24 protein-coding genes, 1 tRNA gene and 1 pseudogene are annotated in these 25,818 nt (G+C 44.2%); 21 read left to right on the top strand and 5 right to left on the bottom strand.

Annotation, left to right across the window (positions count from 1 at the left end):
* The first annotated feature begins 26 nt into the window (after window positions 1-26).
* The 3 genes from DW173_RS24310 (at window position 27) to DW173_RS07100 (ending at window position 822) form a co-directional block, all read left to right on the top strand.
* A complete protein-coding gene (locus DW173_RS24310) occupies window positions 27-161 on the top strand; it encodes a hypothetical protein (RefSeq protein ID WP_004302294.1) in 135 nt (44 codons plus the stop codon).
* An 8-nt stretch (window positions 162-169) separates the two neighbouring features.
* A complete protein-coding gene (locus tag DW173_RS07110; RefSeq protein ID WP_117683964.1) occupies window positions 170-415 on the top strand; it encodes a hypothetical protein in 246 nt (81 codons plus the stop codon).
* A gap of 101 nt (window positions 416-516) precedes the next feature.
* Complete coding sequence (locus tag DW173_RS07100) at window positions 517-822, top strand: helix-turn-helix domain-containing protein (protein ID WP_004325432.1); 306 nt, start codon at window positions 517-519, stop codon at window positions 820-822.
* 237 nt (window positions 823-1,059) lie between these two features.
* Here the strand turns inward: DW173_RS07100 and DW173_RS07095 are convergent, their stop codons facing one another.
* Entirely contained in the window at window positions 1,060-3,177 is a 2,118-nt protein-coding gene (locus DW173_RS07095; protein ID WP_074910036.1) for a BT4734/BF3469 family protein, read from the bottom strand.
* An 87-nt stretch (window positions 3,178-3,264) separates the two neighbouring features.
* Complete coding sequence (locus DW173_RS07090) at window positions 3,265-3,495, bottom strand: DUF4248 domain-containing protein (RefSeq protein WP_004302304.1); 231 nt, start codon at window positions 3,493-3,495, stop codon at window positions 3,265-3,267.
* A 193-nt stretch (window positions 3,496-3,688) separates the two neighbouring features.
* Here DW173_RS07090 and DW173_RS07085 point away from each other — a divergent pair, with 193 nt between their 5' ends.
* From DW173_RS07085 to DW173_RS07075, 3 genes are read left to right on the top strand one after another with little or no spacing between them, the layout of a single operon-like run.
* On the top strand, window positions 3,689-4,192 hold the full coding sequence (locus DW173_RS07085; protein ID WP_004305836.1) for an HU family DNA-binding protein: 504 nt from the start codon (window positions 3,689-3,691) through the stop codon (window positions 4,190-4,192).
* Window positions 4,189-4,380: a hypothetical protein gene (locus DW173_RS07080; RefSeq protein ID WP_022199419.1), complete on the top strand. Its 192-nt coding sequence runs from the start codon at window positions 4,189-4,191 to the stop codon at window positions 4,378-4,380. Before DW173_RS07085 ends, DW173_RS07080 begins: the two co-directional genes overlap by 4 nt.
* Window positions 4,367-4,813, top strand: a complete 447-nt coding sequence (locus DW173_RS07075; protein WP_044133339.1) for an N-acetylmuramoyl-L-alanine amidase — start codon at window positions 4,367-4,369, stop codon at window positions 4,811-4,813. Before DW173_RS07080 ends, DW173_RS07075 begins: the two co-directional genes overlap by 14 nt.
* A gap of 85 nt (window positions 4,814-4,898) precedes the next feature.
* Here the strand turns inward: DW173_RS07075 and pflA are convergent, their stop codons facing one another.
* The gene (gene pflA / locus DW173_RS07070) at window positions 4,899-5,627 is read right to left on the bottom strand and encodes a pyruvate formate-lyase-activating protein (protein WP_004308786.1); all 729 of its coding nucleotides are present in this window, start codon (window positions 5,625-5,627) and stop codon (window positions 4,899-4,901) included.
* A 15-nt stretch (window positions 5,628-5,642) separates the two neighbouring features.
* Window positions 5,643-7,871 carry a formate C-acetyltransferase gene (pflB, locus tag DW173_RS07065; RefSeq protein ID WP_120144148.1) on the bottom strand — a complete coding sequence of 743 codons (2,229 nt, stop codon included), beginning with the start codon at window positions 7,869-7,871 and terminating at the stop codon, window positions 5,643-5,645.
* A 242-nt stretch (window positions 7,872-8,113) separates the two neighbouring features.
* Here pflB and DW173_RS07060 point away from each other — a divergent pair.
* From DW173_RS07060 to DW173_RS07020, 8 genes are all read left to right on the top strand, one after another.
* Window positions 8,114-8,198: transfer RNA gene (locus tag DW173_RS07060), tRNA-Ser, on the top strand.
* 299 nt (window positions 8,199-8,497) lie between these two features.
* Entirely contained in the window at window positions 8,498-9,730 is a 1,233-nt protein-coding gene (locus tag DW173_RS07055) for a site-specific integrase (RefSeq protein ID WP_120144146.1), read from the top strand.
* A gap of 19 nt (window positions 9,731-9,749) precedes the next feature.
* Window positions 9,750-10,151 (top strand): hypothetical protein, encoded by a 402-nt coding sequence (locus DW173_RS07050; protein WP_005832617.1) that lies wholly within the window; start codon window positions 9,750-9,752, stop codon window positions 10,149-10,151.
* Window positions 10,152-10,335: 184 nt separating this feature from the next.
* Entirely contained in the window at window positions 10,336-11,190 is an 855-nt protein-coding gene (locus tag DW173_RS07045) for a ribose-phosphate pyrophosphokinase (protein ID WP_233562112.1), read from the top strand.
* 120 nt (window positions 11,191-11,310) lie between these two features.
* A complete protein-coding gene (locus DW173_RS07040) occupies window positions 11,311-12,870 on the top strand; it encodes a tyrosine-type recombinase/integrase (protein ID WP_120144144.1) in 1,560 nt (519 codons plus the stop codon).
* Window positions 12,867-13,829: a tyrosine-type recombinase/integrase gene (locus DW173_RS07035; RefSeq protein ID WP_120144142.1), complete on the top strand. Its 963-nt coding sequence runs from the start codon at window positions 12,867-12,869 to the stop codon at window positions 13,827-13,829. Before DW173_RS07040 ends, DW173_RS07035 begins: the two co-directional genes overlap by 4 nt.
* On the top strand, window positions 13,819-14,841 hold the full coding sequence (locus DW173_RS07030) for a tyrosine-type recombinase/integrase (RefSeq protein ID WP_120144140.1): 1,023 nt from the start codon (window positions 13,819-13,821) through the stop codon (window positions 14,839-14,841). The genes DW173_RS07035 and DW173_RS07030 overlap by 11 nt, the downstream gene beginning before the upstream one ends.
* 348 nt (window positions 14,842-15,189) lie before the next feature.
* Complete coding sequence (locus DW173_RS07020) at window positions 15,190-15,681, top strand: YdeI/OmpD-associated family protein (RefSeq protein ID WP_120144250.1); 492 nt, start codon at window positions 15,190-15,192, stop codon at window positions 15,679-15,681.
* A 111-nt stretch (window positions 15,682-15,792) separates the two neighbouring features.
* Here the strand turns inward: DW173_RS07020 and DW173_RS07015 are convergent, their stop codons facing one another.
* On the bottom strand, window positions 15,793-16,980 hold the full coding sequence (locus tag DW173_RS07015) for a GIY-YIG nuclease family protein (RefSeq protein ID WP_120144138.1): 1,188 nt from the start codon (window positions 16,978-16,980) through the stop codon (window positions 15,793-15,795).
* A 246-nt stretch (window positions 16,981-17,226) separates the two neighbouring features.
* Here DW173_RS07015 and DW173_RS07010 point away from each other — a divergent pair, with 246 nt between their 5' ends.
* From DW173_RS07010 to DW173_RS06980, 7 genes and pseudogenes are all read left to right on the top strand, one after another.
* Window positions 17,227-17,568 carry a helix-turn-helix domain-containing protein gene (locus tag DW173_RS07010; protein ID WP_117706970.1) on the top strand — a complete coding sequence of 114 codons (342 nt, stop codon included), beginning with the start codon at window positions 17,227-17,229 and terminating at the stop codon, window positions 17,566-17,568.
* The gene (locus DW173_RS07005) at window positions 17,565-17,900 is read left to right on the top strand and encodes a helix-turn-helix domain-containing protein (protein WP_120144136.1); all 336 of its coding nucleotides are present in this window, start codon (window positions 17,565-17,567) and stop codon (window positions 17,898-17,900) included. The genes DW173_RS07010 and DW173_RS07005 overlap by 4 nt, the downstream gene beginning before the upstream one ends.
* Window positions 17,901-18,022: 122 nt before the next feature.
* The gene (locus DW173_RS07000) at window positions 18,023-19,705 is read left to right on the top strand and encodes a DUF4099 domain-containing protein (protein ID WP_199722824.1); all 1,683 of its coding nucleotides are present in this window, start codon (window positions 18,023-18,025) and stop codon (window positions 19,703-19,705) included.
* Between the two features lie 4 nt (window positions 19,706-19,709).
* Window positions 19,710-19,916, top strand: coding sequence for a hypothetical protein (locus DW173_RS06995; RefSeq protein WP_118290802.1), 207 nt, complete (start codon window positions 19,710-19,712; stop codon window positions 19,914-19,916).
* A gap of 58 nt (window positions 19,917-19,974) precedes the next feature.
* On the top strand, window positions 19,975-22,080 hold the full coding sequence (locus DW173_RS06990) for a type IA DNA topoisomerase (protein ID WP_118290801.1): 2,106 nt from the start codon (window positions 19,975-19,977) through the stop codon (window positions 22,078-22,080).
* Between the two features lie 162 nt (window positions 22,081-22,242).
* Window positions 22,243-22,683, top strand: a complete 441-nt coding sequence (locus DW173_RS06985; protein WP_120144135.1) for a DUF1896 family protein — start codon at window positions 22,243-22,245, stop codon at window positions 22,681-22,683.
* Window positions 22,673-25,765, top strand: a pseudogene (locus DW173_RS06980) (N-6 DNA methylase); the annotation flags it as partial. The gene DW173_RS06985 and the pseudogene DW173_RS06980, both read left to right, overlap by 11 nt.
* Window positions 25,766-25,818 lie beyond the last annotated feature (53 nt).

Here is a 25,818-nt window from a genome sequence, read left to right as displayed (position 1 = left end):
TTATAATCAATTAAATAGAAAGTTTTATGGAAAATTCATTGAATGATGAATTATTGTGTTCATTGAAAGATGAACTTCGTGAAGTAACCGCACAAATCAATGTGCATAGTGAAAAATTAATGGATCTGCTCGACCAAAAAAAAGAATCGTCAGTCAACTGACTCGAGAGATGTCGCATCTCACGCCTATCATCATCGAGTATCGGGGAAATCCGAAGCAATATGTCTCTGTTGTGCTCGATGCCATCAATCTGGGTAGGTTGACGTATGACGGAGTAGCAAATTGCGAACAGACTTTTCGTGCGTTAGCAAGCGTTGTAGATGTGATAAGCCCTAAGAATGGGAAAACGCTTAGTGTAGAGACGCTGGTGTCTTATGAGAAGAAAAAGCGTGCTGGAGAATTTGAGGAAAAATAATATAAAATAAAAAGACGATTGTTGTATAGTTGAACAACAATTCGCATATTGACCTCCAAAGAAAGAAATTGAAAAAGCAAAGATATTAAGAAAGGAGTATTATGGAAGCAAAAACAAATGAGGAATTCTTTAATGTCAGCGCATTAATAGATGAGCGTTTTGGTAAGGAGGGAACTGTTACTCGTGCGGAAGCAGAAGAAAAAGCGTATGCTTTCTACACCGGGCAAATTATCGAAGACGCAAGGAAAAAGGCTAAGATTACTCAAGCAGAGTTAGCCCGGCGTATCGGTTCCGACCGTTCTTATATTTCAAGAGTGGAAAGTGGTCAGACAGAACCTAAGGTTTCTACTTTCTATCGCATCATGAATGCGTTAGGTTGTAGGATCGAATTTTCGATGTCTTTATAAGAAGCGATTAAAAAAACATGGTGGGAAATTTGAAAAAGATAACTGTCTTTTTCAAATTTCCCACCGTTTTTTTGAGGAAGAAAAAGGAAAAGGTGAGGGTAGGTGAGGGTAAATTTCTAACATTCGTATTTTTTTTTAGAAGAAAATAGAAGAATAGAAATAAGAAATATAAAAATGAAAAGTTGCAAAAGTACCCTCACCAACCCTCACCTTTTTGCGTGCGAAGGAGATGAAATCTTATTCATATAGCCTGTTTGATTTCACCTGTTCCGTATCAATAATGAATACAGTGTATCTTCTCCCGTTTTTTCCCTTATGAAATTCGAAGCCGTGTTTGGACATCACTTTTCCTAGTTGGGCTTTGGTTCCGTGAGAGTATTGATACCCCGTTCGTTCGCGAATCAATTCCGCAATTTCAGTGACCGTCAGATAATGCACCTTTTCGAAACGTTCCGGTTTGCGGATATGTGTCAACACCAGTTCTTCTTCCGGTGAGTGGAAAATGAAATCCTCGTTGTTCTCTTCAATCCGTGAGTTTTCCGACTGGGTGAACCAATACTGATACCCCGGCTTGTTGAGCAGATACTTGATTTGTGCATACAACTGCGCGTAGTTTATTTTGATAAACTCCATCGAGTTGACATGAAAGCAGAGAAAACGGCGGTTACCAGTGGTGTCGTGAAGCACTTCCTGATAATTGCATGTGCCGGCAAAAGAAGCCGTGTGAGGAAAGTTCTGTGAACGCCGCGCGTATGGCAGGCGGATGCTGATTACTTTGCGGGTAACCAAATCCTTGAAGATATTCAGTTCCCGTCCGTTCATCCCTTCAAACTCATCCAGATTGATAAGCATCGCCTGCGCTATTTTGGCCAGATCATCCTTGTTGTTCGGGTTGATAAGACCGGTAGAAAGATAGGCGCGCAATTCGGGCGGCAGCAGGTTGTTGATAAACGTAGTCTTTCCGATGTTCTGTATTTCGCTGCAAAGCAACAAAACAGTGTGGTTCACCACATCGTCTTGCGTGGCGGCAGCGCACATTCCCACCAGATAACGTTCCAGACATTCTACCCAAAATTTCTGGTGACTAGTATGCACGCTGTTGGCAAGGATACCGATATAATCCGTTCCGTCCCATTCAGGCAGCGAGTCTAAATACTCGCGAATAGGATGGTAGGTGCTGCTGAAGTCGGAGTAGATCAGATTCTGAATCGTTTTGACGGTGCACGAATAGCCTAGTTCGTTCATCTCCATCCAAATGCTGTTTTCCATCATTTCGTCGAGAATATGGAAAGGTTCCGGTTGCTCCGTGTCCGTTTTCCTTCTGCGATATTCCATGATATGAAGCACTTCGTTGTAGCGTGTATCGTAATTTTCTTTGATATGTTGCTCAATCTGTAATATTCGCTTCTGCGTACTATTCAGCTTGCGGGTGTCGAATTCCTCGTTGTGTCCGTAAGCACTCCCGATCAGTGCGTCCATTTCATCCGCGGGAAGATCGGTGAACTGGCTCTTGATAAAAGCTGCCGCCTCTTCCTGGGGGACGCCGTAGCGATTGTACATACAAGCCAGGCAATGCAGGTAGTTGTTCCGGTTGCCGGTGACGTACTTTTCGGATTTATTGTGATAATAGTTCAGAGTCACCATTAAGGAAGCGTGCGAGGAATGGTAGTTGAGTGCCACTTGTTCGGTGAGGGGATTGTTGTCTGGTGCTGTCGTCTTTTTCTTTTTGCCGGATGCCCTTTTCTTCTTTTGAGACTTGAAGAACATCGGTGGCTGTTCCACGATGACAGCTGTGGCATCGGGATTGAAATAAATATCCGGATCGTAAGAGAACAGGCAAGTACGGCTGACATCTTGTCCGGAAGTGTCGACCTCAACTCCGCAGAGCTGGGCATAAAAGGAAGCGATTTTGTGATAAGCGGCATGATGGAAATCTTCAATTTCCTGAATCGTTTCGGGCAATGTCCCGTCCGTCCGGCATACACGTACCACGATTTTCAGTCCCATTCCTTTGGGACTGATGAAAGCGATGCGGGTGTGGGCACACTTTTTTGCCAGTGCGAGGATGCGTGCCAATGCTTCCTGTGTCTGATGGTCGATGTCTACCACGATGTATCCCAGATACTTGACGAGAGTTGCGTTTGAACGTCCTCCCCGGTAGTTGGCTGAAAAGGTGATTTCCGGTAGTTCTATTTTCTTTTCGTTGGCTGCTTTCTCGCCTTGTTCCGCGAAGATTCGGCGCACGTCCTCCACTGTTTCCCGGTATGTGCCGTTGCTGATGGCCGATACGATTTCTTCTTCTGTCATTTCGGCTATGACGCGGTAAAAGTCTTGAAAGATGGTAAAATGATCCATGTTGGTTTGTTCTTTTTAATTTGCGGTTGCAAAGAAATTTGTTTGTAAAATAATAGAATGGAACTTTTCGTTTTTTTGATTAAGTTCTTAGGGTTCTCCCAAATAGCGTATGATCGTTGCCACTTGCCGGGGAGAGAGAAGGCGGTTGCGGGCACGATAGCCTTCTTGTTCGAGTTCTTGCAGGAGCGGAAGGTTGTAGACAATCCAACGACGTAGTATTTGTAAGGCTACTTTAAGGCATACGTTGGGGTTGTAAAGATGAGCTAGTTCCGACTTTTTATAAGTGCGGATAAGAAACGGTTGGTCCGGATAATACATGATGAATGATGTTTGATTTATGCTATAAAGTTACTGAAAATTAATGGTTTATTAAAAGAATAACGTCATTATTATTCATAGAGTATCAGGAAACTTCGTTGGGGAATCCGGAGGGTGGAAAATGTGTTATCTTTATGTCGTTAACAAATAAGGAACGCGTTCGAAATGTGTGAAATCTTAAAATTATTTTATTATGGCAATGACAGTAACTTATTCAGTAGTGCCGCGCAAGAATCCTGCCAAAAAGGATGAGTCGGCAAAGTATTACGCGCAGGCACAGGCTTCGGGAGAGTTGGATTTTGAAGAGTTGTGCGAGGGAATCACCAGCCGGTCTACCTGTACGGAGACAGATGTGCGTGCCGCCATTTCGGGTATTCTTTATGAGGCGAAGCGTGCGTTGAAAGCGGGAAGAATAGTCCGGCTGGGTGATTTGGGCAGTTTGCAGATCGGGTTGAACAGTGAAGGAGCTGTGTCGGTCAAGGAGTTTTCAAGTTCGCTGATTACGGCTGCCCATATTATTTTCCGTCCCGGAAAGACGTTGGCGGACATCACGAAGATTCTTAGCTACCAGCAGGTAACGACGCGTGCGGTGGCTCAAACGGGCGGTAGCGGCAATGAAGGAGAAGACGATGACAAAGGTTCCGGTGGCGGTTCAGACGGTGGTGGAAGCGGAGAAGCTCCGGATCCGGCAGCATGATAACTTTAATATTGAATCAAATGAAAGAAATTGTAACTAAGATTTTGGATGTAATCATGTTCCTTGTGCCTTTCTTCGGAAAAAGAAAGCGGAACAGAATTGTGAGAGAGGTGCGCTTCAATGCTACCCATAAGGAAGTGTGTAATGTGAAAACGACGGAAAGGGAGAAGGACGATGAGAAAGATTAGTCTGATTGTGATTCACTGCTCTGCTACCCGTGCTGATCGCGACTTCACGGCGAAGGATGTGGACACTGCCCATCGCTTTCGGGGCTTTTCGTGTTGGGGGTATCATTATTATATCCGCAAGTCGGGACAGATAGAACCGATGAGGGATGAAGATACGGTGGGTGCTCATGCACGCGGTTTTAATGCGATTAGTTTAGGGGTGTGCTATGAAGGCGGGCTGGATGAGAACGGAAAGGCAGCGGATACACGTACTTCCCGCCAGAAAGAGGCGATGCATCGTCTGGTAAGCGAGTTGTTGCAGCGTTATCCGGATGCAAAGGTGGTCGGTCACCGGGACTTGAGCCCTGACACTAATTATAATGGAATTGTAGACCCCTGGGAACGGATCAAAGAGTGTCCCTGTTTTGAGGTGATCGAAGAATTTGAGAGTTGAGAATGGAAAGTTGAGAGTTGGCTGCGCACTGTTATACTGCATAGTTAACTCTCAATTCTCAACTCTCAATTCTCAACTTCTTCAACTAATTGACCACCACAGTAGTGAAATATTCTTTAAATACCTCCGCGGCTTTTTCAAGTTGTTCGGGGGTATTTTCTTTTACGTCTTTCAGCTTGTATTCTTGCTCCATCGCTTCATACTTATGTACGCCTAATGTATGATAAGGCAAGATTTCCACTCGTTGCACCATTTTATATTTTCCCAGAGCCTCTCCTAAACGGCGGATGTCTTCCTCGAAATCGCTGTATCCGGGCACTAATACATAACGCAGCCAGAAAGGTTTCTCGTTTTCTTCCAGCCATGCTGCCGTGCGGATGGTTTGCTCGTTACTTCTTCCGGTCAGTGCCTGATGGCGTGCCGGATTGAACTCTTTAATATCCAGCAATACAAGATCCGTCAGTTTGAAAAGTTCTTCTACTTCTTCGTTCCAGATACCGCCGTTGCTGTCTATGCATACATGTATTCCCTTTTCTTTCAGTTCACGCACTAAAGGGACTAGTGCTTTGGCCTGAAACGTAGGTTCTCCTCCGGAGAAAGTGACTCCTCCGCGTTTCCCGAAAAAAGGACGTTGGCTCATAGCCATGCGGACGATTTCTTCCGGTGGGGTAGGTGTGCCTCCTTTTCCGGCTATCGTGTCGGGGTTGGCACAATACAGGCAGCGGAAATTGCATCCTTGAAGAAAAACGACGAGCCGTAAGCCCGGCCCGTCGAATGTTCCCATACTTTCGTATGAATGTACGTTTATCGTCATATTGAGTAGATCTGATTACATACGTTCGTGGAAGCTACGGCTGATTACTTCCAATTGATGTTCGCGGCTCAACTTCACGAAGTTTACGGCATAACCGGAAACACGGATGGTAAGCTGCGGATATTTTTCCGGATGCTCCATGGCGTCGTAAAGCATCTCACGGTTCAGCACATTTACGTTCAAGTGGTGAGCGCCTTTGGTGAAGTAACCATCCATCATTGTCACCAGATTTTCTACGCGATCTTCTTCAGTAGCTCCCAGTGATTTCGGAACGATGGAGAAGGTGTTGCTGATACCGTCTTGTGAGTCGCGGTAACGCAATTTCGCTACGGAACTCAAAGAGGCGATAGCACCGTTCTTGTCACGTCCGTGCATAGGGTTGGCTCCCGGAGCAAAAGCGACACCTTTGGCGCGTCCGTCGGGAGTAGCACCTGTTTTCTTGCCATACATCACGTTGGAAGTGATGGTGAGCAAAGACAGAGTAGGACGGGCATTTTTGTAAACCGGAAGTTTCTTCAATTCTTCGCTGAAGAAATAGACCAGGTCAACACCCAGGTGGTCTACCTTGTCGTTGTCATTACCGAAGCAAGGGAATTCGCCTTGAATATCGAAACCTTCTGTCAGACCGATGTCATTGCGGCGTGCAGTCACTTTGGCATATTTGATGGCCGACAGTGAATCGAGGGCGATAGAAAGTCCGGCTACACCGTAAGCAAGGTTGATGCGCGGGTTGGTATCTACAAGAGCCATTTGGGCTTTTTCGTAGTAATACTTATCATGCATATAATGGATGATGTTCATCGCTTCGTTGTAAACACGGGCGATTTCTGTCAATACCTTCTTGTAGTTGCTCATTACTTCTTCGAAGTTCAGTGTGTCGCTGGTTAGTACGGGGATATTTTTCACCATTACCGTACCGGTGTTTTCGCAGCGTCCGCCGTTGATGGCAAGCAGCAGGGCTTTTGCCAGGTTGCAACGTGCGCCGAAGAATTGGATTTGTTTTCCGATTTCCTGATAAGATACGCAGCACGCGATTCCGTAGTCGTCAGACTGGCGCACTTCACGCATCAGGTCGTCGTTTTCATATTGGATGGAAGAAGTGTCGATAGATACTTTTGCGCAGAATTCTTTGAATCCTTCCGGCAGTTCCGGGCTCCACAATACAGTCAGGTTCGGTTCCGGTGAAGGGCCGAGGTTGTAGAGTGTTTGCAGGAAGCGGAAAGAAGTCTTTGTCACCTTCGTGCGTCCGTCGTTGAGGCGTCCGCCCAGAGATTCGGTTACCCATGTCGGGTCGCCCGCAAAGATGTCGTTGTAAGATTGCATACGCAGGTGGCGCACCATACGCAGTTTGATGACAAACTGGTCGATCAGCTCCTGTGCGAAAGATTCTGTGATAGTTCCTTTGCTCAATTCATATTCCATATAAATGTCGAGGAACGAAGAGACGTTACCCAGTGACATGGCAGCACCGTCTTGTTCTTTTACGGCAGCAAGGTAAGCCATGTACACCCATTGTACTGCTTCTTGTGCGGTGTAGGCAGGACGGCTCAAGTCGAGTCCGTAGTATTCGCCCATTATCTTCATGTCCTTCAATGCCTTGATTTGCTCTGCCACTTCTTCGCGCAGGCGGATGCGGGCTTCGGTCATCGGACCGGTAAGGTTATGCAAGTCTTCTTTTTTTGCCTCAATCAGTCGGTCGATACCATAGAGAGCCATACGGCGGTAGTCGCCGATGATACGTCCGCGGGCATAGTTGTCAGGAAGTCCGGTGAGGAATCCCAGAGAACGGAACGAACGGATTTCTTCGGTATATACGTCAAATACTCCGTCATTGTGCGTCTTGCGGTAGTGAGTGAATATATCTTTTACACGGTCGTCCACTTCCACGCCGTTTTCGTGGCAGGCTTTGCTCACCACGTTGATACCTCCGAAAGGTTTGATTGCACGTTTCAGAAGTTCGTCTGTTTGCAGACCGACGATCAGTTCGTTTTCTTTGTCGATATATCCGGCTTTATGAGAAGTGATGGTTGAGACGGTGACATTATCCAGTGAGCGTACTCCGTTATTGGCTCTTTCTTCTGCCAGTGCTTCGAGGCAGCGGTTCCATACAGCTTTAGTGCGTTCGGTAGGTCCTTCGAGGAAAGAAGCATCTCCATAATACGGAGTGATGTTGTGACTAACGAAATCTCTTACGTTGATTTCTGTGCTCCAAAGACCGTCTTTAAAGATCTTATTTAATTCCATAAATGATAAAATTAGAGGTTGTAGTTATCCTTTTCTTTAGAGCGCACAAAGTTACAACGTTTTTTCATATAATCAGCATAAATATGCTCTATTTTATGCTTTTCAACATAAAATACCTAGATATTGCTATTCTTTGGAAATGATGTTCGTGATTTTTTTTTTGTGAAAACTCTTGTAAGTTTAAAATATATTCGTACCTTTGCACCGCTTTTAACGAAAAGCACTTCTGATAAAGAAGTTTTGGAGAGGTGGCAGAGTGGTCGATTGCGGCGGTCTTGAAAACCGTTGTACTGCGAGGTACCCGGGGTTCGAATCCCTGTCTCTCCGCTGAACACTAAAGACAAATAGTGGAAAAGCTAAGACAAGTCCCGTAAAATCAAGGTTTTACGGGACTTTTTTATTTTGTCGCCAGACAAGAAAAAGACAAGAAAATGCCCCGTTTGGACAAAGTAGTGTTACTAAATCGTTACTGAAAATCAGACGAAATAAAATAGTAACGATTTTGATGTTAAGTTGCTGATTTGTCGCTCGTTGTCTCTTAGATGTCCGTTCATAAACTAATTGTTAATCGTTCCTTTGCAGTGGGAATTATAAGCCCATTGTTACGGACATAAAAAACAAGGTATATGAGCAAGAGTACATTTAAGATTCTCTTCTACATTAGAAAGAATCAAGTAAACAAGGATGGAACAGTCTGTATAATGGTCAGACTGACGGTAAGTGGTGATGTCACACAATTCAGTTCAAAATTGAATGTGGATCCAAAGGCATGGGACGTGAAGCTGGGTAAAGCAGCCGGTAATTCTGTAAAGGCACGTCAATTGAATGATTTGCTGGAAGATATACGTACCTCTCTAAAAAATCACTATCGTGATATTGAAATTCATGAGTCGTTTGTTACTGCGGAGAAAGTGAGAAATGCTTTTCTGGGATTTACTGCCAAGCAACGAACTCTTTTAGAATTATTCAAGAAGCATAATGAAGATGCACAAAAGTTGGTTGGTATCAGTAAAACAGCTGCTACTATGGCGAAGTATGACCGATGCTACAGAAGAATGGAAGAATTTATGAAGGCAAAGTATAATATTACAGATATTGCTTTGAAGGAAATCAACCATATGTTCATTACGGATTTTGAAACGTATTTACGAACCGTCAGTTTATGTAATGAGAATACAACCGCCAAATTTATGCAGACTTTCCGAATGATTGTCATTATGGCAAAAAATAACGGTTGGATTTATACTGATCCGTTCATGAATTATAAAATTCGATTGAAACGCGTGGATAGAGGTTATCTGACCGAACAGGAGATACAGAAAATATTGAAGAAAAAGTTCCCAACGAAACGTTTGGAACAGGTGCGGGATGTATTTATTTTTTCTTGTTTTACCGGGCTCAGTTACATTGATATAAAGACGCTGAAAGCAAGTGAAATCTGTACCTCGTTTGATGGTAAGCTATGGATTATGAGGCATCGCCAAAAAACAGATACCCCGGTAAATGTTCCACTTCTGAAAATTCCATTGGCTATACTGAAGAAGTATGATGGACAATTACCTAAAGGTGAATTATTGCCCGTATTAAGTAATCAAAAGTTAAATTCTTATCTGAAAGAGATTGCTGATTTGTGCGGAATTAATAAAAATATTACTTTCCACCTCGCAAGACATACATTTTCGACGACTGTCACGCTTGCTAAAGGTGTTCCCATTGAAACAGTCAGCAAAATGTTAGGACATACGAATATAGAAACGACACAGATTTATGCCCGCATCACGAATGATAAGATACGTAATGATATGCAGCAGTTATCTGGGAAATTAGATGAATTCGAATCAATAGCGTTAAACTCATAATGATAATAGAATATAGAGTATGGACGAAGGAAAAGTAATTATAGAAGCAAAGGATTCCGGCGGTGTTCGTATTGCTCTCAGACCTGCGGAGGATGGGAGCATCTGGATGAATATACGGGAGATCGCCGATATATTCAATGTTGGCGGAGCATCTGTTGAACGACAAATCAAAAAGATTTTTGCTGAAGGTGAATTACATGAGTATGCGGTGAGAAAAGATATGCCGATAGAATATGCTCCCGGTAAGCATGGATGGTTGGATTATTATAATCTTAATATGATTATTATGCTTGCTTTCCGTATGAAGAGTGCGTTTTGCGCCATGTTCAGGGAATGGATTACGGAACAACTTGTACGAAGGGTCAGTGAACAACAAATCCCTATTGTACTGCAAATAAGTAAAAAGCAAAGTGTAAACTAATAGACTTTCATAAAATTGAACGGCTTTTCCTGCTTTTATAGGTGGGAGAAAGCCGTTTCTTTGTTTATAATCGGTGCGTTTACTCCTTTGTGATAAAAGAAGCTAAAAGAATAATGAATGATGTTTCCCTTCGGAAGTCAAGGTAGTATATTTGCATAAAATATTGAAATAGAATATAGTGCTTATGGTTGAAGACTTTAATATGCTTTTTGAATATGATTCTGGCTATGTAGTAGATGGGTATAAAGTTCCAATGGGCTATGAGTTGGGAAGTTATGAGGAATTTTTCTATCTGCACCGACAACCACAGGGTGAATTTGTAATTGTACTGAAAGAAGGAGGTCTTTTTTATTTCTTATCTGATCACTTTAGCGATTTTACGATACTTTGTAAGGATTATGACTGGTATGTCATTTCGCATCAGTCGTTCAATATACAACTTGAAATAGGCATTGGATTGATGAATACCGGAGGATCAGTCGGCTGGATCGGACGGGCGGAATCTTCGGAAAGATTGAGTATGTATAAGGATATATTGGTTTTCTCTTATGATTGTGGAGTGGAAACAGAGTTTTATCCTTATGATACAGCTTTCACCGGAAGTTGTGAGATTGACGGGAGTACATGCTACTATGTACATGATTATTATCCTACGCGTATTCAAAAAATAGATGTACATCAAAAGCGTATCAGTAATTTGATTTTCCGATTCAAAGAGGGAGGGCATTGCGGGATGCTGGTGGCTAAGATTGTATCTCTTTGCATGAAGAATATTTCTTATTATAATTCTCCTGAAAAGACGATATTAATTCCTATTCCTGCTTCTACAAGGGAACGGCAACGGAAAAGATTTCCTGTTCTCTGCTATCATTTATCGAAGTGGTTGAATGTGCGTGATGGCTTTCAAACCATCTGGATAGAAGAGGAAAGGGAGCAGATGAAAGGTACTTCGCATAAGGATGTGGTGTCTAATCTGAGTATCAAAAGGAGAGATATAAATGGGATGCACGTAATATTATTCGATGAATATGTTGTGTAGCAAATTATGTGGTTATAATAAATTAAATGCCTAATAGTTAATTGTTTTTGTATATTGTACACAACATAATCTCATTCATTTAATCTACATTAGAAGTCATAACTTAAAAATAGATTAGATATGAGATTCGAGGATTATTTCAAAAGACGAGGGAGTTTAAACAAACAGTTAAATGCTCCTTTTTTAAAAGAACGAATAAGTCTTATAGACAGAAAAATTGCGGTTGGCGCACAACCAAGTTTTGTTCGTTTTCTTGCTTATTTATTGCGCCCTATTGCAATAATGGCTTCAAATCATCAAGGGTATGTACCTATAAATGAGATTTGGAAGTTAGCTCATCCAGCCGAGCCAATAAGCAGGATTCGTTCTTTATGTTTATTAGAATACTCTGTATCTTTTTTGCAAGATATACATAAATTAGACCCGATCTATAATGACCAATCTCTTGTAACCAATAACCTAATTCACTTTCCTTATTTTCGAGTCTTATATTTATCTGCTCCTAACTTAGCGGAAAGAGAGGATTATTTGCAGTACAAATTAAAAAATGGAACCTCTCCTAAAACTTTTTCCGAGATAATTCCTATACTGATACATATACAAGACCATCTTCAGCTATTTCCACTAAGGGTTGTAAACCAGTTGGACATCATTAATGCTGCCAATCACTATTCTTCTCAAAATAAATCACCGAACTATTCCTTTATGATGTTTTTGCGAGTAGCCAAAGATTGGTTATCTTATTTAAACTTATTACTCAAAGAAGATAAATTGTCCGATATAAATGACATAGACAAACTGTGGTGTTATCTAAACTCCATGCGTAAAAGAGGTTTGTCGGAAAAGACCGTACAAGTGAACAAGAGACAGCTTGGTCAATTTATGATGTTTGCTATGGAAAAGGACACTTCGTTAAATAATTTAAAACCAGATACAATTGATGGATATTTCAAGCTATTGAGTGATAGAGGAGTTGTCCGAAGAACTATATACCCTTTATCTTCGACTATTAGAGTGTTTTTACGATTCTGCGAAGAAAATAAATGGTGTAAAAGGGGAATCAGTTTATTTGTAAAAGCTCCAAGAGTATATCATTTTGAGACATTGCCTTATCCTGTTCCTTGGGAAAACATTAAAGAACTTATTAAAAATGTTGATACAGAAAATTCTACGGATATAAGGAATAGAGCCATGTACCTATTATTCGCAATTTATGGTCTTAGAAGCAGTGAAGTAACAGGCTTGCGACTTACTGATATAAATTGGGAAAATGAAACTTTTTATTTACATCGTTCAAAGAACAGCGCACCGCAAATATTACCACTATTTCCAATAGCAGGTAATGCAATCATCAAATATTTACGATTCGTAAGAAACAATGATATAAAATCAGAGTATGTATTCTTGGCTTTAAAAGCTCCATATAAACCTTTATCCGGTGCGGCACTATACCGTTTTCTTAACGTACATTTGAAAAGTCAAAATTTGCAATTAAAGCATTATGGAGCACACAGTTTACGGTATGGTTGCGCAACACACCTTATTAATACCGGACATACTTTCAAAGAAATCGCAGATTTGTTCGGTCACAAAATGTTGGAAACTACAAGAATCTATGCCAAAGTCGATATGAGCAATTTAAGTAAGGTAGCTGATATGAATTGGGAGGGATTACTATGAAAACATATGATGTAATAGAACAGTATATTGTTTACAGAAGGTCTCTCGGAGAGAAATGTAGAACGACAGCCTTTATATTGCGCCAGTATTATAATTACATAGGAAAGGATTTTGAATTTTCTGAAATCACGGAAAAAATAAATTTGGATTATTTGTATGGTGAAAAAAAAGAGATAACCCCCGGCTGGTTTGGTAAACATTCGGCATTGAAGGGGCTTTTTCAATGGGCATATCCCAGACTGTTGATTTCAACAATTCCGCTACCGGAGGCTCTGCCCAAAAGACCGGCACATAGCCCTTCTTATGTTTATACGCATGAAGAGCTTAAAAGAATGTTCTTTGTTGCAGAGAACTTGCCAAGTTGTAAAAAAAGCGTTTGTATACTTTATGGAAGATGCTTCTCTACTTTTGTGAAACTTACTTATGTTCTTGGACTTCGCTCGCATGAAACCATAGCTCTAAAACTAAAGGATTTGGATTTTGAACAAAATTTTGTATCAATCAATGAATCTAAATTCTATAAGTCAAGAAGAGTACCTTTCAACCATCAAGTTAAAAAGTTCCTGCAAGAATACTTAGAATGGAGAAAATCATTATCAATGCCGGAACATAAAGAAGCATCATTATTCTACACTAAGAAAGGAGAACCTGAAACAGTCAGCCGAATGAGATATTTCTTTAAACAAGTGAGAACATTGGCTGGAATTAAAAGAACTGACAAGAGTTTCCACCAGCCAAGAATACATGATCTTCGCGGAACTTTTGCAGTTCACAGACTGACTGCATGGTATCAGGAAGGATTAAATGTGAATGACCTGCTTCCATTCCTTTCCACATTTCTTGGTCATGACCGTTTGGTTCATACACAAGTATATCTCACCATGACAGAAGAATTGCTTAGTGAAGCTAATAAGAAATTTGAAGAATATGTAAAAATAAACACACACAATGAAGAATAAGAATCAATTATTTTTAGGATATTGGATACGTCCTTTTCTTATGGAGTATCTGGTAACAATCAAAAATTACTCTATCAACACGGTAAAAAGTTATAGAGACAGCCTTACAATATTTTTAGTTTTCATAAAAGATACGACTAAAAAGAAGATAGAGCAAATTAGAATTGAGGACATAACTCCCGTATTGATTGAAAAATTCCTGAAATCAATAGAAGAGAATCGTAAATGTTCTGTCTCTACAAGAAACCAGAGGCTTGCCGCAATACATTCATTGGCTCAATTCATTGCTACCAAATGTCCGGAACAAGTAGAATGGAGCCGCATGATTCATACGGTACCATCAAAAAAGAAAATAAAGTCATTGATTACCTATCTTGAAAAGGAGGAAATGGATGCCCTGCTAAATGCTCCGGACAGAAAAGAAGTTCAAGGAAGAAAAGATTATGCTCTACTTTTATTTTTATATAATAGTGGAGCAAGGGCAAGTGAGGTCTGTAATTTATTGATTAAGGACTTGTTTCTATCACGAAATCACACAAATATGGCAACAGTGACAATTTGCGGGAAAGGGAATAAGATCCGACGGTGTCCCTTATGGGAAAGCACTGTTGTAGAACTAAAAAAAATAATTGCTAACAGGACAGAGGATGAACATATATTCCTCAATCGGTATGGGAATCCTTTAACCCGTTTTGGCGTATTTGAAATGATAGATAGAATAGTTAAGGTTGCTTCAAAAACATCTCCTAAACTTAAAGATAAAAAAATATCTCCACACGTGATACGCCATACGACGGCTTCCCATTTACTTCAAGCAGGTGTTGATATTAATACAATCAGGGTTTGGCTTGGTCACACTTCTATTGAAACTACGAATATTTATGCGGAAGTAAATATGGAAATGAAAGCAAAAGCTCTGAAGGAATGTGAAATTCAGACTCTTTCAGAGTTTGAATCAAAATCAGAATGGAAAAACGATGATAAATTAATGTCGTTTCTAAAAAGCCTATAAAATATATGTTGGCGAAAATTGATATAACATATTGATTTTAAAGCAAAAACAATTAGTAGCCAACATAATTTGCTACACAACATATTCATCCTTATGTTGTGTACAACATAAGGATGATATATTAACCACCGGACAGAGTTTTAAACAGTTGAAGCGAAGAATGATAGACTTGGGAGCTAAGTCTGTGACCGGGATATTTCTTGGAAAAACAGTTTGGCTAAATGATTGAGAAACTGTTTTGGCTTTTATGTTTTCCAATGCAGAGAAATGAATTTTAAATAATGTAGTTGCTGAATATAGATGAAATATTATTTGTAATTTTTAGTTATGGAGGTAAAGAGTGATATTATGAAAGTAAAGGAAGAACCGTTGGTAGATAAGGAATATCTACTTGAAAAATTCCCGGGAAAGGGTGGGTGGACTTACGCTCTGATCCCTGAAATTTTACAGGATAAACACTCACATTTTGGTTGGGTAATCGTAAACGGCAGTATTGACGGTTATGAAATCAAGAAGTTTCATTTAATGCCGTCGGGTAACGGGCAACTGCTTCTTTCTGTGAAAGCTGAAATACGGAAAAAGATAAAGAAACAAGCGGGAGATTATGTTCATGTCATTTTATATCCGGACAATGAACCACTGGAAATTCCTGAGGAACTACTTTTATGCCTACAAGAAGATCAGGATGCACAGCAGTTCTTCTATTCTTTGAATGAAAATGAACAACACAATTATGTCAAATGGATCTATTCCGCCAAAACAGATGAAACAAGGGTAGAAAGAATAGCTAAAACCCTTGTCAGACTATCTAAGCATCAAAAAAACAAAAATAGTCAATAAGACATTTTTTTCACTAACCAATGGGTCGCTTGGAGTCAATCAGTATGTCTATTTTTTAGTAAATTCATAAGAAATGGCAGTTGAAAAATACGAAATATTTAGCTGTAAAAACTATTCTTTTGAGTTGTTTGTCTTTCGTGATTTCTTACGTTCATATTTTAGATGATTCATTTCTTTTTGCGTATATCTGATGTATTTACATTCGTCAATTTTATATCTTTCAAAAACTTTCTTCAAGTGGAGTTTCTCATCTACGATAGGGAATCTACCACCTCTAACCTTCTCTGCTCCGTACTCGTTGAAGTATTTCTCAACAATAGGATCAAGTTCCTCAATAATCTCCAAATGATCTTTAGGACAAATTACGGGAATAATTTCCAATAGCTTAACAGGAGTGTGGAGTTTGCACCATTCGCAATATTTACCTTTCTCATATTTCTGCATAAGTGCCGTCAAATTACTACTGTAACTTACATGGTAATAACCATCCTCTAATGCCAGCACATAAACAACCATAATGCGCTCGTTATCATTAAGTGGCAAATCATAATCTATCTTAGGATTATTTTTCTCATAATCTTCTATGAGTTTGCTGTAATTACTAAAGTTAGTAACATTCACACCTTTTCCTTTTTTCTGTAAGAATGATTGTATAGCTCCTAAATGCTGTTCCGGCTCCAATAAATTAAAACTCCCTCCACGGACATTCTCATACCCGTATTCAGCACCGCATTGAAGTACCCACTCATTAACCATATTCATATCAGGAATACCATTTTCAAATACTGCTTCCTGATATTTCAATAACCGTATGGGTTTATTGATGTAAGTCCAATTTGAAGCAGTACCTTTTTCCTGTCTTTTAAGGGCGGATTTCAAGGAACGGGAGTAGCCGACATAATATTTGTCATTTTCCAATTCAAGAAGATATATATAATACTCTCTTTTACTAAATGAAATATCCTTAATATCTATATCTAAAAAATATCCGCAATGTTGCAGGTGCTTTATGGTTTCGATTTCACCCACATTACACCAATAGCCACCTCTGACCATTTGCCAGCCTTTGGCTTTCATCATTTTTATAGTTTGGTGGTTTTCCCAACGGTCCTCTTCTTCGAGAGAAGAAACGAGAAAAGATTCTTTTTCAATTACACTAACAGGGGGATGTAATTTAGTCCATACAGCCCCTTTATCGCTAAAGTGTTCATTAAATCTTCTGTCAGGATCAATGGTCTTTCCTACATAATAATAACCATCTTTCAGTGCTAACGTATAGATATATATCTGATAAGTCATTGCTTTTCAATGTGTTTATTGATTTTATGTGCATTGCCTCTCTCGTGAACGAGGATGTCCAAATGTGCATCCATCGCAAATATAAGCAAAGAATTAATGTGACCTAATGATTTGGCATTACAGATTTTTATTATAACTCTGGTATAGCTTAAATTCCAGAGAAATCTTACATAGGTAGTTGCCTACCTGTGGATTCTCCCTCTTTTATCTTTTCAATTTTGCGCCATAATCAAAAAGCGTAAAAGAATGGAAATAATAACTCTGGATCATCAAGTATATCAAGATTTGGTAACTCGAATTAATCGGATTGCCGATTATGTATTCAAAAAAGAAGCAGTACCTGCGGAAGAGCCTGAAATATGGCTGACAAGTGAGGAACTTGCCGAACTTCTTAAAATTAGTACGAGAACTCTTCAACGTATGCGGAAAGAACGAACTATTCCTTATTGTATGATACGGAGTAAATGCTTGTATCGTCTTTCCGATGTGGAAAAATGTATTGCACAACGTATTGTCAGCTGTAATCCGCAGACGCTGGATGAGTTTAGAGAAAGTTATAGAGTTGCTCACGAATCTACTTCCCGATGAATACTCCACTTGATACAGCCACTTTTGAAAATTGGATGCGGCAAATCATGGAACGCTTCGACCGGAACGAACAGCTTATCGCCTCCCTTACGGGCAAGGAACTCAGGGAGGTGAAATACCTCGACGGGGAACGGCTGCTCGACAATCAGGACTTATGCGAGCTGCTCAACACGAGCAAACGCTCCATTCAGCGTTACCGCAGTTCGGGGACACTGAAATACCAGATGCTCTGGCACAAGGTGTACTATAAAGAATCGGACGTGCAGGAGTTCCTGCGAACCCATTTCAAGGAGTCCGAAGGGAAAAACGGTGAGAAAAGGCAAAAGGCATAAAGCCACAAACTTCCAGACGGAAGCCACAAGCTGCCACACGGTTCTTCCCCCATTGCGGGACGGTTGATAGCCGCTACTTTCGTGGGCGAAACAATTTCATTTTTAATTAAAAGCAATAAAGTATGGAACAAAAAAAGAATCAAAAAGACGTGCTGATTGTCCGGGACGAGAAGACGGGAGAAATCAGCGTCGTCGCCGGGCTGAAAAAGGACGGCACGCCGAAAACGACCGCCGCTTCGGGAGCCAACCAGAAGGATTTTCTGTTGTTCGACAAGAACAGCAACCCGCTGGACAGCTTTCTGGACAACTTTTTCCGGCAATGCAAGGAGCCGAAACGCTTCGGCTTCTACCGTGTGGCGGCGGAGAACATCGAGCATGTGATAGACGTGCTTAAAGACCTGCTTAAAAATCCCGAAAAGAACCGTGACCTGCTGGAACCGCACCATGTGGACACGTCCAAGTACGAACAGCAGGCACAAACCGTATCCGAAGAAGTTAAACCTGTCCCCGATGAGCCCAATGACCTCAACCCTTTCTGGCAAGCAGTTGAAGAGCATTGGTTCCCTGACGAAAAAGATTCCGAAAAACAGGAACATGAGCAGGAACAGACACAAGACGGACAATCCGCACAAGAGAAGCCCGATGAGAAAAAGTATCTGATAGATGAAAACCGTATTGATTGGGTAAATCTTGAAGAACAGTACGGCATCAAACACGAAGCGTTGGAAGCATCGGGTGATTTGGAAAAAATGCTCGGCTACGGCAAATCGGCACTTGTGACGGTCACTCCCCTTATTGCCGGAGAACGCTACGAGATAGAGGCACGGCTTTCATTCAAGGAAATGCCGGACGGCAGTATCGGCATCGTGCCCCACACCATCCGCAAGGAGCCCAAACTCGACGAGAAGTTCATGGAGCATGAATTTACGCCCGAAGACAAGGAGAACCTAAAAAAGACGGGAAACATGGGACGTGTCGTTGAATTGGTTGATAAGGAAACGGGTGAAATTATCCCTTCTTATATCAGTATCGACCGTCAGACCAACGAGATAGAGGCTATCCCGGTGAAAGACGTGCCCGTCACCACGAGAATCGGGCAGACCGAGTTTACCGAGCATGAAATAGCCGAACTCGTTGCCGGGCGTCCCCTGCCCAATAAAGAAATCATCTTGTCTGAGAAACGGAAATTCACCGCCACGTTGCAGGTGAACGTGGAACGCCGGGGCGTGGAGTTCGTGCCCAAACCCAAACAGAACGGGCAGAACAGAAGGCAGCGCAACGGGCAGGCGACCGGGCAAACGGCACAACAACCTGCCAGACCGATTCCGGTTGCACAGGCGACAAGCGGACAAACCGCCACCGGGACGGAAGGCGAACAGAAGCCTAAAGTCTATAAATTCCAATGGCTGGACGAAAACGGAAATATCCGCGCCCCGAAAACAATGGGCGGTGTGCTGCTCACTCAGCAACAGCAGAAGGATTTCGCCGCAGGGGGAACCATTCTTGTCAAGGATATGAAGCGCGACGGCAAGGGAGAACCCTATACCGCCTATGTCCGATACGATTTTGAGGCAGGCAAGCCGAAATACTTCCGTGCCGACCACCAAATGTCGCACGCACGAGAGGTTGCACCCGCTTCGGAAAGCCGCACGCAGGTAGCCGTCAATACTCACGGGAATACCAATGAAGCAACAAAGGGCATAGACAAACCCTTGCGACAAGGACAGGTCACACCCGCCAATACGCAACAGCAACAACGGCAGGAACGCAGGACACAGAACCGGTCGGCAGGCGTAAGGATGTAAAAATATGGCAGCATTTATCATTTTCATAGCCGTGCTTCTCCCATGTGTGGTTGGCAAACTGATATGGCGTGCCGATTGGCAAGCCATCGAAGAGGAAAACAAGCGGTACTACACGGAGGAAGGACACCATATCTATTATGACCGCAAGCTGGTTGCGGCACTCGAAAAAGAGAAGTTAAAAGCAAAATCAGTAGCAGAAGAAGAAAAATAATTATCAACCGGGGCTTAGCCCCAACCACTAAAATCCACAATAAATAAATTAAATCAGTATGAACAATCAAATTTGCATTATTGCAGAAAAACCCAGCGTGGCGAGGGAAATCGCCCGTATCGTGGGCGCAACGGAGAGAGCGGAAGGTTACCTGAAAGGTAACGGGTATTATGTAACATGGGCTTTCGGTCATCTGGTCATGCCCGCCTTACCCGAAGGGTACGGCATCAAGGGATTCCACCGGGATAACCTGCCGATTATTCCGCCTGTGTTTACTCTTGTCCCCCGGCAGGTCAAGGGAGAGAAAGGCTACAAGCCCGACAGCGGCGTGGAGGCACAAATTAAAATCATCGCCAAGCTGTTTCGTGAAAGCGACAAGATTATTGTCGCCACCGATGCAGGACGTGAGGGAGAACTTATCTTCCGCTATTTGTACGAGTACATCGGATGCGCCACTCCTTTTGACCGTCTCTGGATCAGTTCGCTTACCGACAAAGCCATCCGTGAGGGATTGGAAAACCTGAAATCCGGTGCGGAGTACGACAAGCTGTATTATGCAGCCAAGGCACGCAGTGAAGCGGACTGGCTCGTGGGTATCAACGCCACGCAAGCCATCACCGTTGCCGCCGGACGAGGTACATACTCGCTCGGACGTGTGCAGACACCCACATTGGCGATGATATGCGACCGGTATTGGGAAAACAAGCGTTTCGTTCCCGAACCTGTATTCCAGCTCCATTTATCGACCGACGGAACGGCGGACGGTGAGGTCGTGAAATTCTCTTCCATAGAAAAATGGAAAGAGAAAGAGCCTGCCGAAACCGCCTACGGCATAGCCAAAGAGTGCGGGAAGATTATCGTCACCCATGTGGAACGCAAGGAAACCGTGCAGGAAGCCCCGCTCCTGTATGATTTGACGACCTTGCAGAAAGAGGCGAACACCAAGCACGGGTTCTCGGCGGAACAGACGCTCTCCATCGCCCAAAAGCTCTATGAGGCGAAGCTGATTACCTATCCCCGCACAGGCAGCCGTTATATCTCCGAAGATGTATTTGCTGAAATACCCGCATTGCTGCTGACATTGAAGAACAACCCGGCATGGGGCGGTTATATTTCCGGCATGGGCGACCTCTCACTCCGGAGCGTGGACGATACGAAGATTACAGACCACCATGCCCTGCTTGTCACGGAGGTAAAGGCACAGCATCTTGGTGCAGAGGAACGGATTATCTACGACATGATTGCCGGGCGTATGCTGGAAACCTTCGGGGAAAGATGCGTAAAAGACGTGACGACCGTTTCGGCGGAATGCGGCGGCGTGGCGTTCGGCATCAAAGGTTCCGTCATTAAGCAAGCCGGATGGCGTGGCGTGTACCGGCAGAGCGAGGAAACGGAAGAAGTGACGCTGCCCGAATGGAAAGAGGGCGATACGCTACCCGTCAAGGGGTGTTCGCTGACCGAAGGGAAGACCAAGCCGAAACCGCTTCACACGGAGGCTACTTTACTTTCCGCCATGCAGACCTGCGGCAAGGAGCTGGAAGACGAGCAGATGCGCCAGTCCCTTAAAGAGTGCGGCATCGGCACACCGGCAACAAGGGCTGCCATTATCGAAACGCTGTTCAGACGTGAATACATGGTGCGGCAGAAAAAATCCCTCGTCCCTACCGAAAAGGGGCTTGCGCTTTACTCGGTAGTCAAGGCGATGCGCATTGCCGACGTAACCATGACGGGCGAATGGGAAACGGCTCTCTCGCAGATCGAAGACGGCGGAATAAGTGCCGAAGCGTTCCGCAAGGGCATTGAGGCGTACACCTCGCAGATTACATCGGAGCTGCTGAGTTCGGACAAGCTGTTCCCGCACAATGAAAGCGGATGCACTTGTCCCAAATGCGGGAAAGGGATGATGCAGTTCTATGGCAAGGTGGTACGTTGCGGCAATCCCGATTGCGGGTTGCCCATGTTCCGGCAGAAAGCGGGGAAAACGCTGACGGATGCGGAGATTACCGAACTGCTTACCAAAGGGCGGACGGGAGTCATCAAGGGCTTCAACAGCAAGGAGGGCAAGCCGTTCAGTGCCGCCGTCGCCTTTGACGGGGATTTCAACACGGTGTTCGTGTTCCCCGATGTGAAAAACAACCATAACTCCAAGCGAAAAAAGAAATAATGCGTATATTTACCACTGAATTTGCAGGAAGTCATTCATACTATCTGATAGTCGGTACTGATTTTACTGTGGATTTTAGTGGTGGCACTCGGCGGGGACGTCGAGTGCCTTTCGCGTTTATACCTTTCTTAATTACAATCATCCACTAAAATCTACAGAAATATGAATGATAAGAATAAATCCGCAGAGTTTTCCTATTACGGGCTATACCTGCTGAAATACTTGAAAGAGAACCATCCCGACCGTGTATCCGACACGGATTTCATCGAAGGTCGTGCCGACCATGCCGCCGATGTGTACGAACAATCCCGTCTGGAAGGGGCTACACCGGAAGGTGCGCAGGAGTTGGCAATGGCGGCATTGCTTCAAGGCTTGCATTTTTCCAAGTACAACACCGTTATCGAAGTATTGTGGAACGAGTTTGCCGATGAAGTGCCGCAGGGCGATGCCCTTGTATTCGCCCTGACACTGCTCCCCGCAACGGAAGAGGTGTTCGCCCGATACCCGCTTGCGGACGGTTTCGCCTACACGCCCGAATACGACCTGCTCTACACCGAACTGACGGGAACCGTCGCAATCTACCTCGAAGAGCATGGCATTTAACCGTAAAGCGAAGCTGCGGGACAACATCGAGGCAGTACGGACGGTGTTCACATTGGAAAAGGAAGGCAGGGCGGCTACTCCCGAAGAACGGGAGGTACTCAGCCGCTACTGCGGTTTCGGCGGGTTGAAGTTCATCCTCAACCCTGCCGATAACCTGATGGACGCCGTACATTGGACGAAATCAGACCGCGAGTTGTTTCCCATGACAGCGGAGTTACACAGGCTTGTCCGTGATAACTCGGCAGATGAGAGAGAGTACAAACGCTATATGGACAGCCTGAAAAGTTCCGTCCTTACAGCGTTCTATACTCCCCCCGAAATTGTATCGGCAATTGCCGGTACGCTCCATGAACAAGGCATTACCCCCGACCGCCTGCTCGATCCGTCGGCAGGACAAGGGGTGTTTATCTCCGCTTTCGGTGCTGACGCTCCGGGTGCGGAGGTCATGGCTTTTGACAAAGACCTGCTTACGGGAAAGATACTCTCGCACCTTTACCCGGAACATAAAGTGCGTGCGGAAGGGTTCGAGCGGATTGAGAAACCCTTCATGGGCACTTTCGATGTGGTGGCATCCAACATCCCGTTCGGCGACGTGGCGGTGTTCGATCCCGAATACACGGGAGTTGCGGACAACGCTCGGCGTACTGCCGCCAAGAGCATCCACAACTACTTTTTCCTCAAAGGTCTGGATGCGGCACGTGAAGGCGGTATCGTGGCGTTCATCACTTCGGAGGGCGTATTGAACTCCCCGAAGAACGAGCTTGTCCGCCGCCATATCGTGAAGAACGCTAATATCGTGTCGGTGGTACGGCTGCCCAACAACCTGTTTACCGACCATGCCGGGACGGAAGTGGGCAGCGACCTCGTTATCCTGCAAAAGGACACGAAAAAGAATCGGGAGTTGTCCGAGCAGGAAAAACGGTTTATCCTTGCAACGGACATCGGGGACGGCATCATTGAGAATGAATACACGATGAGCGTCGCCCCGCTCCCGAACACGAAAACGCAGCACGGGACAGATCCATACGGCAAACCTGCTCTGCTCACCATCCATCAAGGCGGTATCCGGGCAATGGGCGAAGACCTGAAAGAATATCTGGACATAGCCGTTTCCGCCAATCTGAATATCGACCTATATAATAGGTATAGGCAGGGTGCGCCGGAAGTGAAGCTGGAAACAGAGAAACCGGCAGCTAAGGAAACAGTTCAACCTGAACCGGAGGTGAAGCCGGAACCCGCAGCCGGGCAAAACCTCCCACGACCGGAGAAAAGAGAAGAGAAGCCGGAAATCACCCCTCCCGTGATGGACTTGTACGACCTGTTCAATTTCAGCCAAGAAGAACGGCGGCTCGCTCAATCGGGATTGAAGAAGAAACCGACCGGAAAGAAGCCCAAACGTACCGTTCGCTCCAAACAGCGCAGTTTGTTCGACCAGCCGCAGGCGACAACTGCCAATCAAACCACCCCTATAAATAAGGTGGAGGGAGAAACCGCACGACTGACACCACCAAGCGTGGATATGGAACAGGTATATGCCGCTATGGATTGGAATACCAACCCGCCTATCAACGGCTTTTATGAGGCGATGATGGGGCTTACTCCCAAGCAACGGGCAGAACTGAGGGAAGGGAAAACTCTATCCGACCGTTCCGATGCGGAAAAGCCGGTGTACCCGGTTGGTGGCGGATTGGAGGAAGAGCAACGCCGTCGGGAGGAAATAAAGCAACGGGAAGAAGCGGAGAAGTTAGAGGCGGAGTTGATGAAGCCCCGTCCGTTAATGGGAAAATTGGAACCGCACCACAAAGAGGGTATGTTAGTGGCGGACGGCAATCAGGTGGGATATCTGAAAGGGATTACCCGGTACGGGGCTACGTTCCACCCGTTGGAGCTGGACAAGGCACAGCAGGGAAAAGCGGAGCTTTACATCTCCATGCGTGACAGTTACCAGCGGCTTTATACCTACGAGGCGGAGATGCACGAGGAAAACAAGCCGGAACGTACCGCATTGAATACCGCCTACGACACATTCGTGAAGCGTTATGGCAGGCTGAATGCCAAAGCGAACGTGAAATTCCTGCTTATGGACGCTTCCGGGCGTGATATGCTTTCGCTGGAACGGGTGGAAAACGGGCAGTTCATCAAGGCGGACATATTCGACCATCCCGTGGCTTTTGCCCTGAACGACATTACACACGTGGAAACACCGCATGAGGCTTTGTCCGCTTCACTGAACCGTTACGGGGCGGTGAATCTTGATTACATGGAAACGCTTTGCGACAACAGCCGGGATGAATTGGTGAAATTACTGAAAGGACGCATCTTTTTCAATCCGCTCGTGGACAACTACGAGATTAAAGACCGCTTTGTCGCCGGAAACGTTGTTGAGAAGTTGGAACAGGTTTCCCGTTGGGCGGCTGCCAATGAAGGGAATGAGCGTAAACCGGAGGTGGAAGAATCGCTGGCGGCACTCAGGGATGCCATGCCCCGACCGATTACGTTCGACGAATTGGATTTCAATTTCGGTGAACGCTGGATTCCGACGGGTATCTACACCGCCTATGTCAAGCACCTGTTCGGAACGGATATTTCTATCGCCTATTCGGAGAGCATCGACGAGTATTCGGTCAAATGCGGGGAAAAGAACGCCAAAATCACCGACCAGTACGCCGTGCAGGGGCAATACCGGAAATACGACGGTGTCAGCCTGCTGAAAAACGCCCTTCTGAATACCGTGCCGGACATCAGCAAGAGTATCGGCAAGGATGAACACGGCAATGACATCAAGGTAAGGGACAGCGAGGCGATACAGCTTGCCAACGCCAAGATTGATGAAATCCGTAATGGATTCACGGATTGGCTAAACGAACAGTCGCCCGAATTTCAAAAGCGGCTGGCAGATATGTACAACCGCAAGTTCAACTGTTTCGTGCGTCCCTCCTATGACGGTTCGCACCAGAGTTTTCCGGGATTAGACCTGAAAGCGTTGGAAAAGAAGTACGGCATTAAGGAGGTGTACCAAAGTCAAAAAGACTGCGTCTGGATGCTCAAACAGAACGGCGGCGGGATATGCGACCACGAGGTCCTGCGCCCATAAGGGGCATATAGTAAATGTAGCATTAGCAAGCTACCAGGCAA

The sequence above is a fragment of the Bacteroides sp. AM16-13 genome, assembly GCF_003602705.1.
GTDB lineage: Bacteria > Bacteroidota > Bacteroidia > Bacteroidales > Bacteroidaceae > Bacteroides > Bacteroides xylanisolvens.
This window is presented reverse-complemented; position numbering and strand designations above follow the sequence as displayed.

What these genes read in the sequence shown, in the direction of transcription:
- DW173_RS07050 (WP_005832617.1), top strand. Translation starts at nt 9,750, where the DNA reads ATGGACGAAGGAAAAGTAATTATAGAAGCAAAGGATTCCGGCGGTGTT.
- DW173_RS07100 (WP_004325432.1), top strand. Translation starts at nt 517, where the DNA reads ATGGAAGCAAAAACAAATGAGGAATTCTTTAATGTCAGCGCATTAATA.
- DW173_RS07040 (WP_120144144.1), top strand. Translation starts at nt 11,311, where the DNA reads ATGAGATTCGAGGATTATTTCAAAAGACGAGGGAGTTTAAACAAACAG.
- DW173_RS07010 (WP_117706970.1), top strand. Translation starts at nt 17,227, where the DNA reads ATGGAAATAATAACTCTGGATCATCAAGTATATCAAGATTTGGTAACT.
- DW173_RS07090 (WP_004302304.1), bottom strand. Translation starts at nt 3,495, where the DNA reads ATGTATTATCCGGACCAACCGTTTCTTATCCGCACTTATAAAAAGTCG.
- pflB (WP_120144148.1), bottom strand. Translation starts at nt 7,871, where the DNA reads ATGGAATTAAATAAGATCTTTAAAGACGGTCTTTGGAGCACAGAAATC.
- DW173_RS07015 (WP_120144138.1), bottom strand. Translation starts at nt 16,980, where the DNA reads ATGACTTATCAGATATATATCTATACGTTAGCACTGAAAGATGGTTAT.
- DW173_RS07035 (WP_120144142.1), top strand. Translation starts at nt 12,867, where the DNA reads ATGAAAACATATGATGTAATAGAACAGTATATTGTTTACAGAAGGTCT.
- DW173_RS07000 (WP_199722824.1), top strand. Translation starts at nt 18,023, where the DNA reads ATGGAACAAAAAAAGAATCAAAAAGACGTGCTGATTGTCCGGGACGAG.
- DW173_RS07020 (WP_120144250.1), top strand. Translation starts at nt 15,190, where the DNA reads ATGAAAGTAAAGGAAGAACCGTTGGTAGATAAGGAATATCTACTTGAA.
- DW173_RS07080 (WP_022199419.1), top strand. Translation starts at nt 4,189, where the DNA reads ATGATAACTTTAATATTGAATCAAATGAAAGAAATTGTAACTAAGATT.
- DW173_RS07055 (WP_120144146.1), top strand. Translation starts at nt 8,498, where the DNA reads ATGAGCAAGAGTACATTTAAGATTCTCTTCTACATTAGAAAGAATCAA.
- DW173_RS24310 (WP_004302294.1), top strand. Translation starts at nt 27, where the DNA reads ATGGAAAATTCATTGAATGATGAATTATTGTGTTCATTGAAAGATGAA.
- DW173_RS07005 (WP_120144136.1), top strand. Translation starts at nt 17,565, where the DNA reads ATGAATACTCCACTTGATACAGCCACTTTTGAAAATTGGATGCGGCAA.
- DW173_RS07075 (WP_044133339.1), top strand. Translation starts at nt 4,367, where the DNA reads ATGAGAAAGATTAGTCTGATTGTGATTCACTGCTCTGCTACCCGTGCT.
- DW173_RS07085 (WP_004305836.1), top strand. Translation starts at nt 3,689, where the DNA reads ATGGCAATGACAGTAACTTATTCAGTAGTGCCGCGCAAGAATCCTGCC.
- DW173_RS06990 (WP_118290801.1), top strand. Translation starts at nt 19,975, where the DNA reads ATGAACAATCAAATTTGCATTATTGCAGAAAAACCCAGCGTGGCGAGG.
- DW173_RS07110 (WP_117683964.1), top strand. Translation starts at nt 170, where the DNA reads ATGTCGCATCTCACGCCTATCATCATCGAGTATCGGGGAAATCCGAAG.
- DW173_RS07095 (WP_074910036.1), bottom strand. Translation starts at nt 3,177, where the DNA reads ATGGATCATTTTACCATCTTTCAAGACTTTTACCGCGTCATAGCCGAA.
- DW173_RS06985 (WP_120144135.1), top strand. Translation starts at nt 22,243, where the DNA reads ATGAATGATAAGAATAAATCCGCAGAGTTTTCCTATTACGGGCTATAC.
- DW173_RS06995 (WP_118290802.1), top strand. Translation starts at nt 19,710, where the DNA reads ATGGCAGCATTTATCATTTTCATAGCCGTGCTTCTCCCATGTGTGGTT.
- DW173_RS07030 (WP_120144140.1), top strand. Translation starts at nt 13,819, where the DNA reads ATGAAGAATAAGAATCAATTATTTTTAGGATATTGGATACGTCCTTTT.
- pflA (WP_004308786.1), bottom strand. Translation starts at nt 5,627, where the DNA reads ATGACGATAAACGTACATTCATACGAAAGTATGGGAACATTCGACGGG.
- DW173_RS07045 (WP_233562112.1), top strand. Translation starts at nt 10,336, where the DNA reads ATGGTTGAAGACTTTAATATGCTTTTTGAATATGATTCTGGCTATGTA.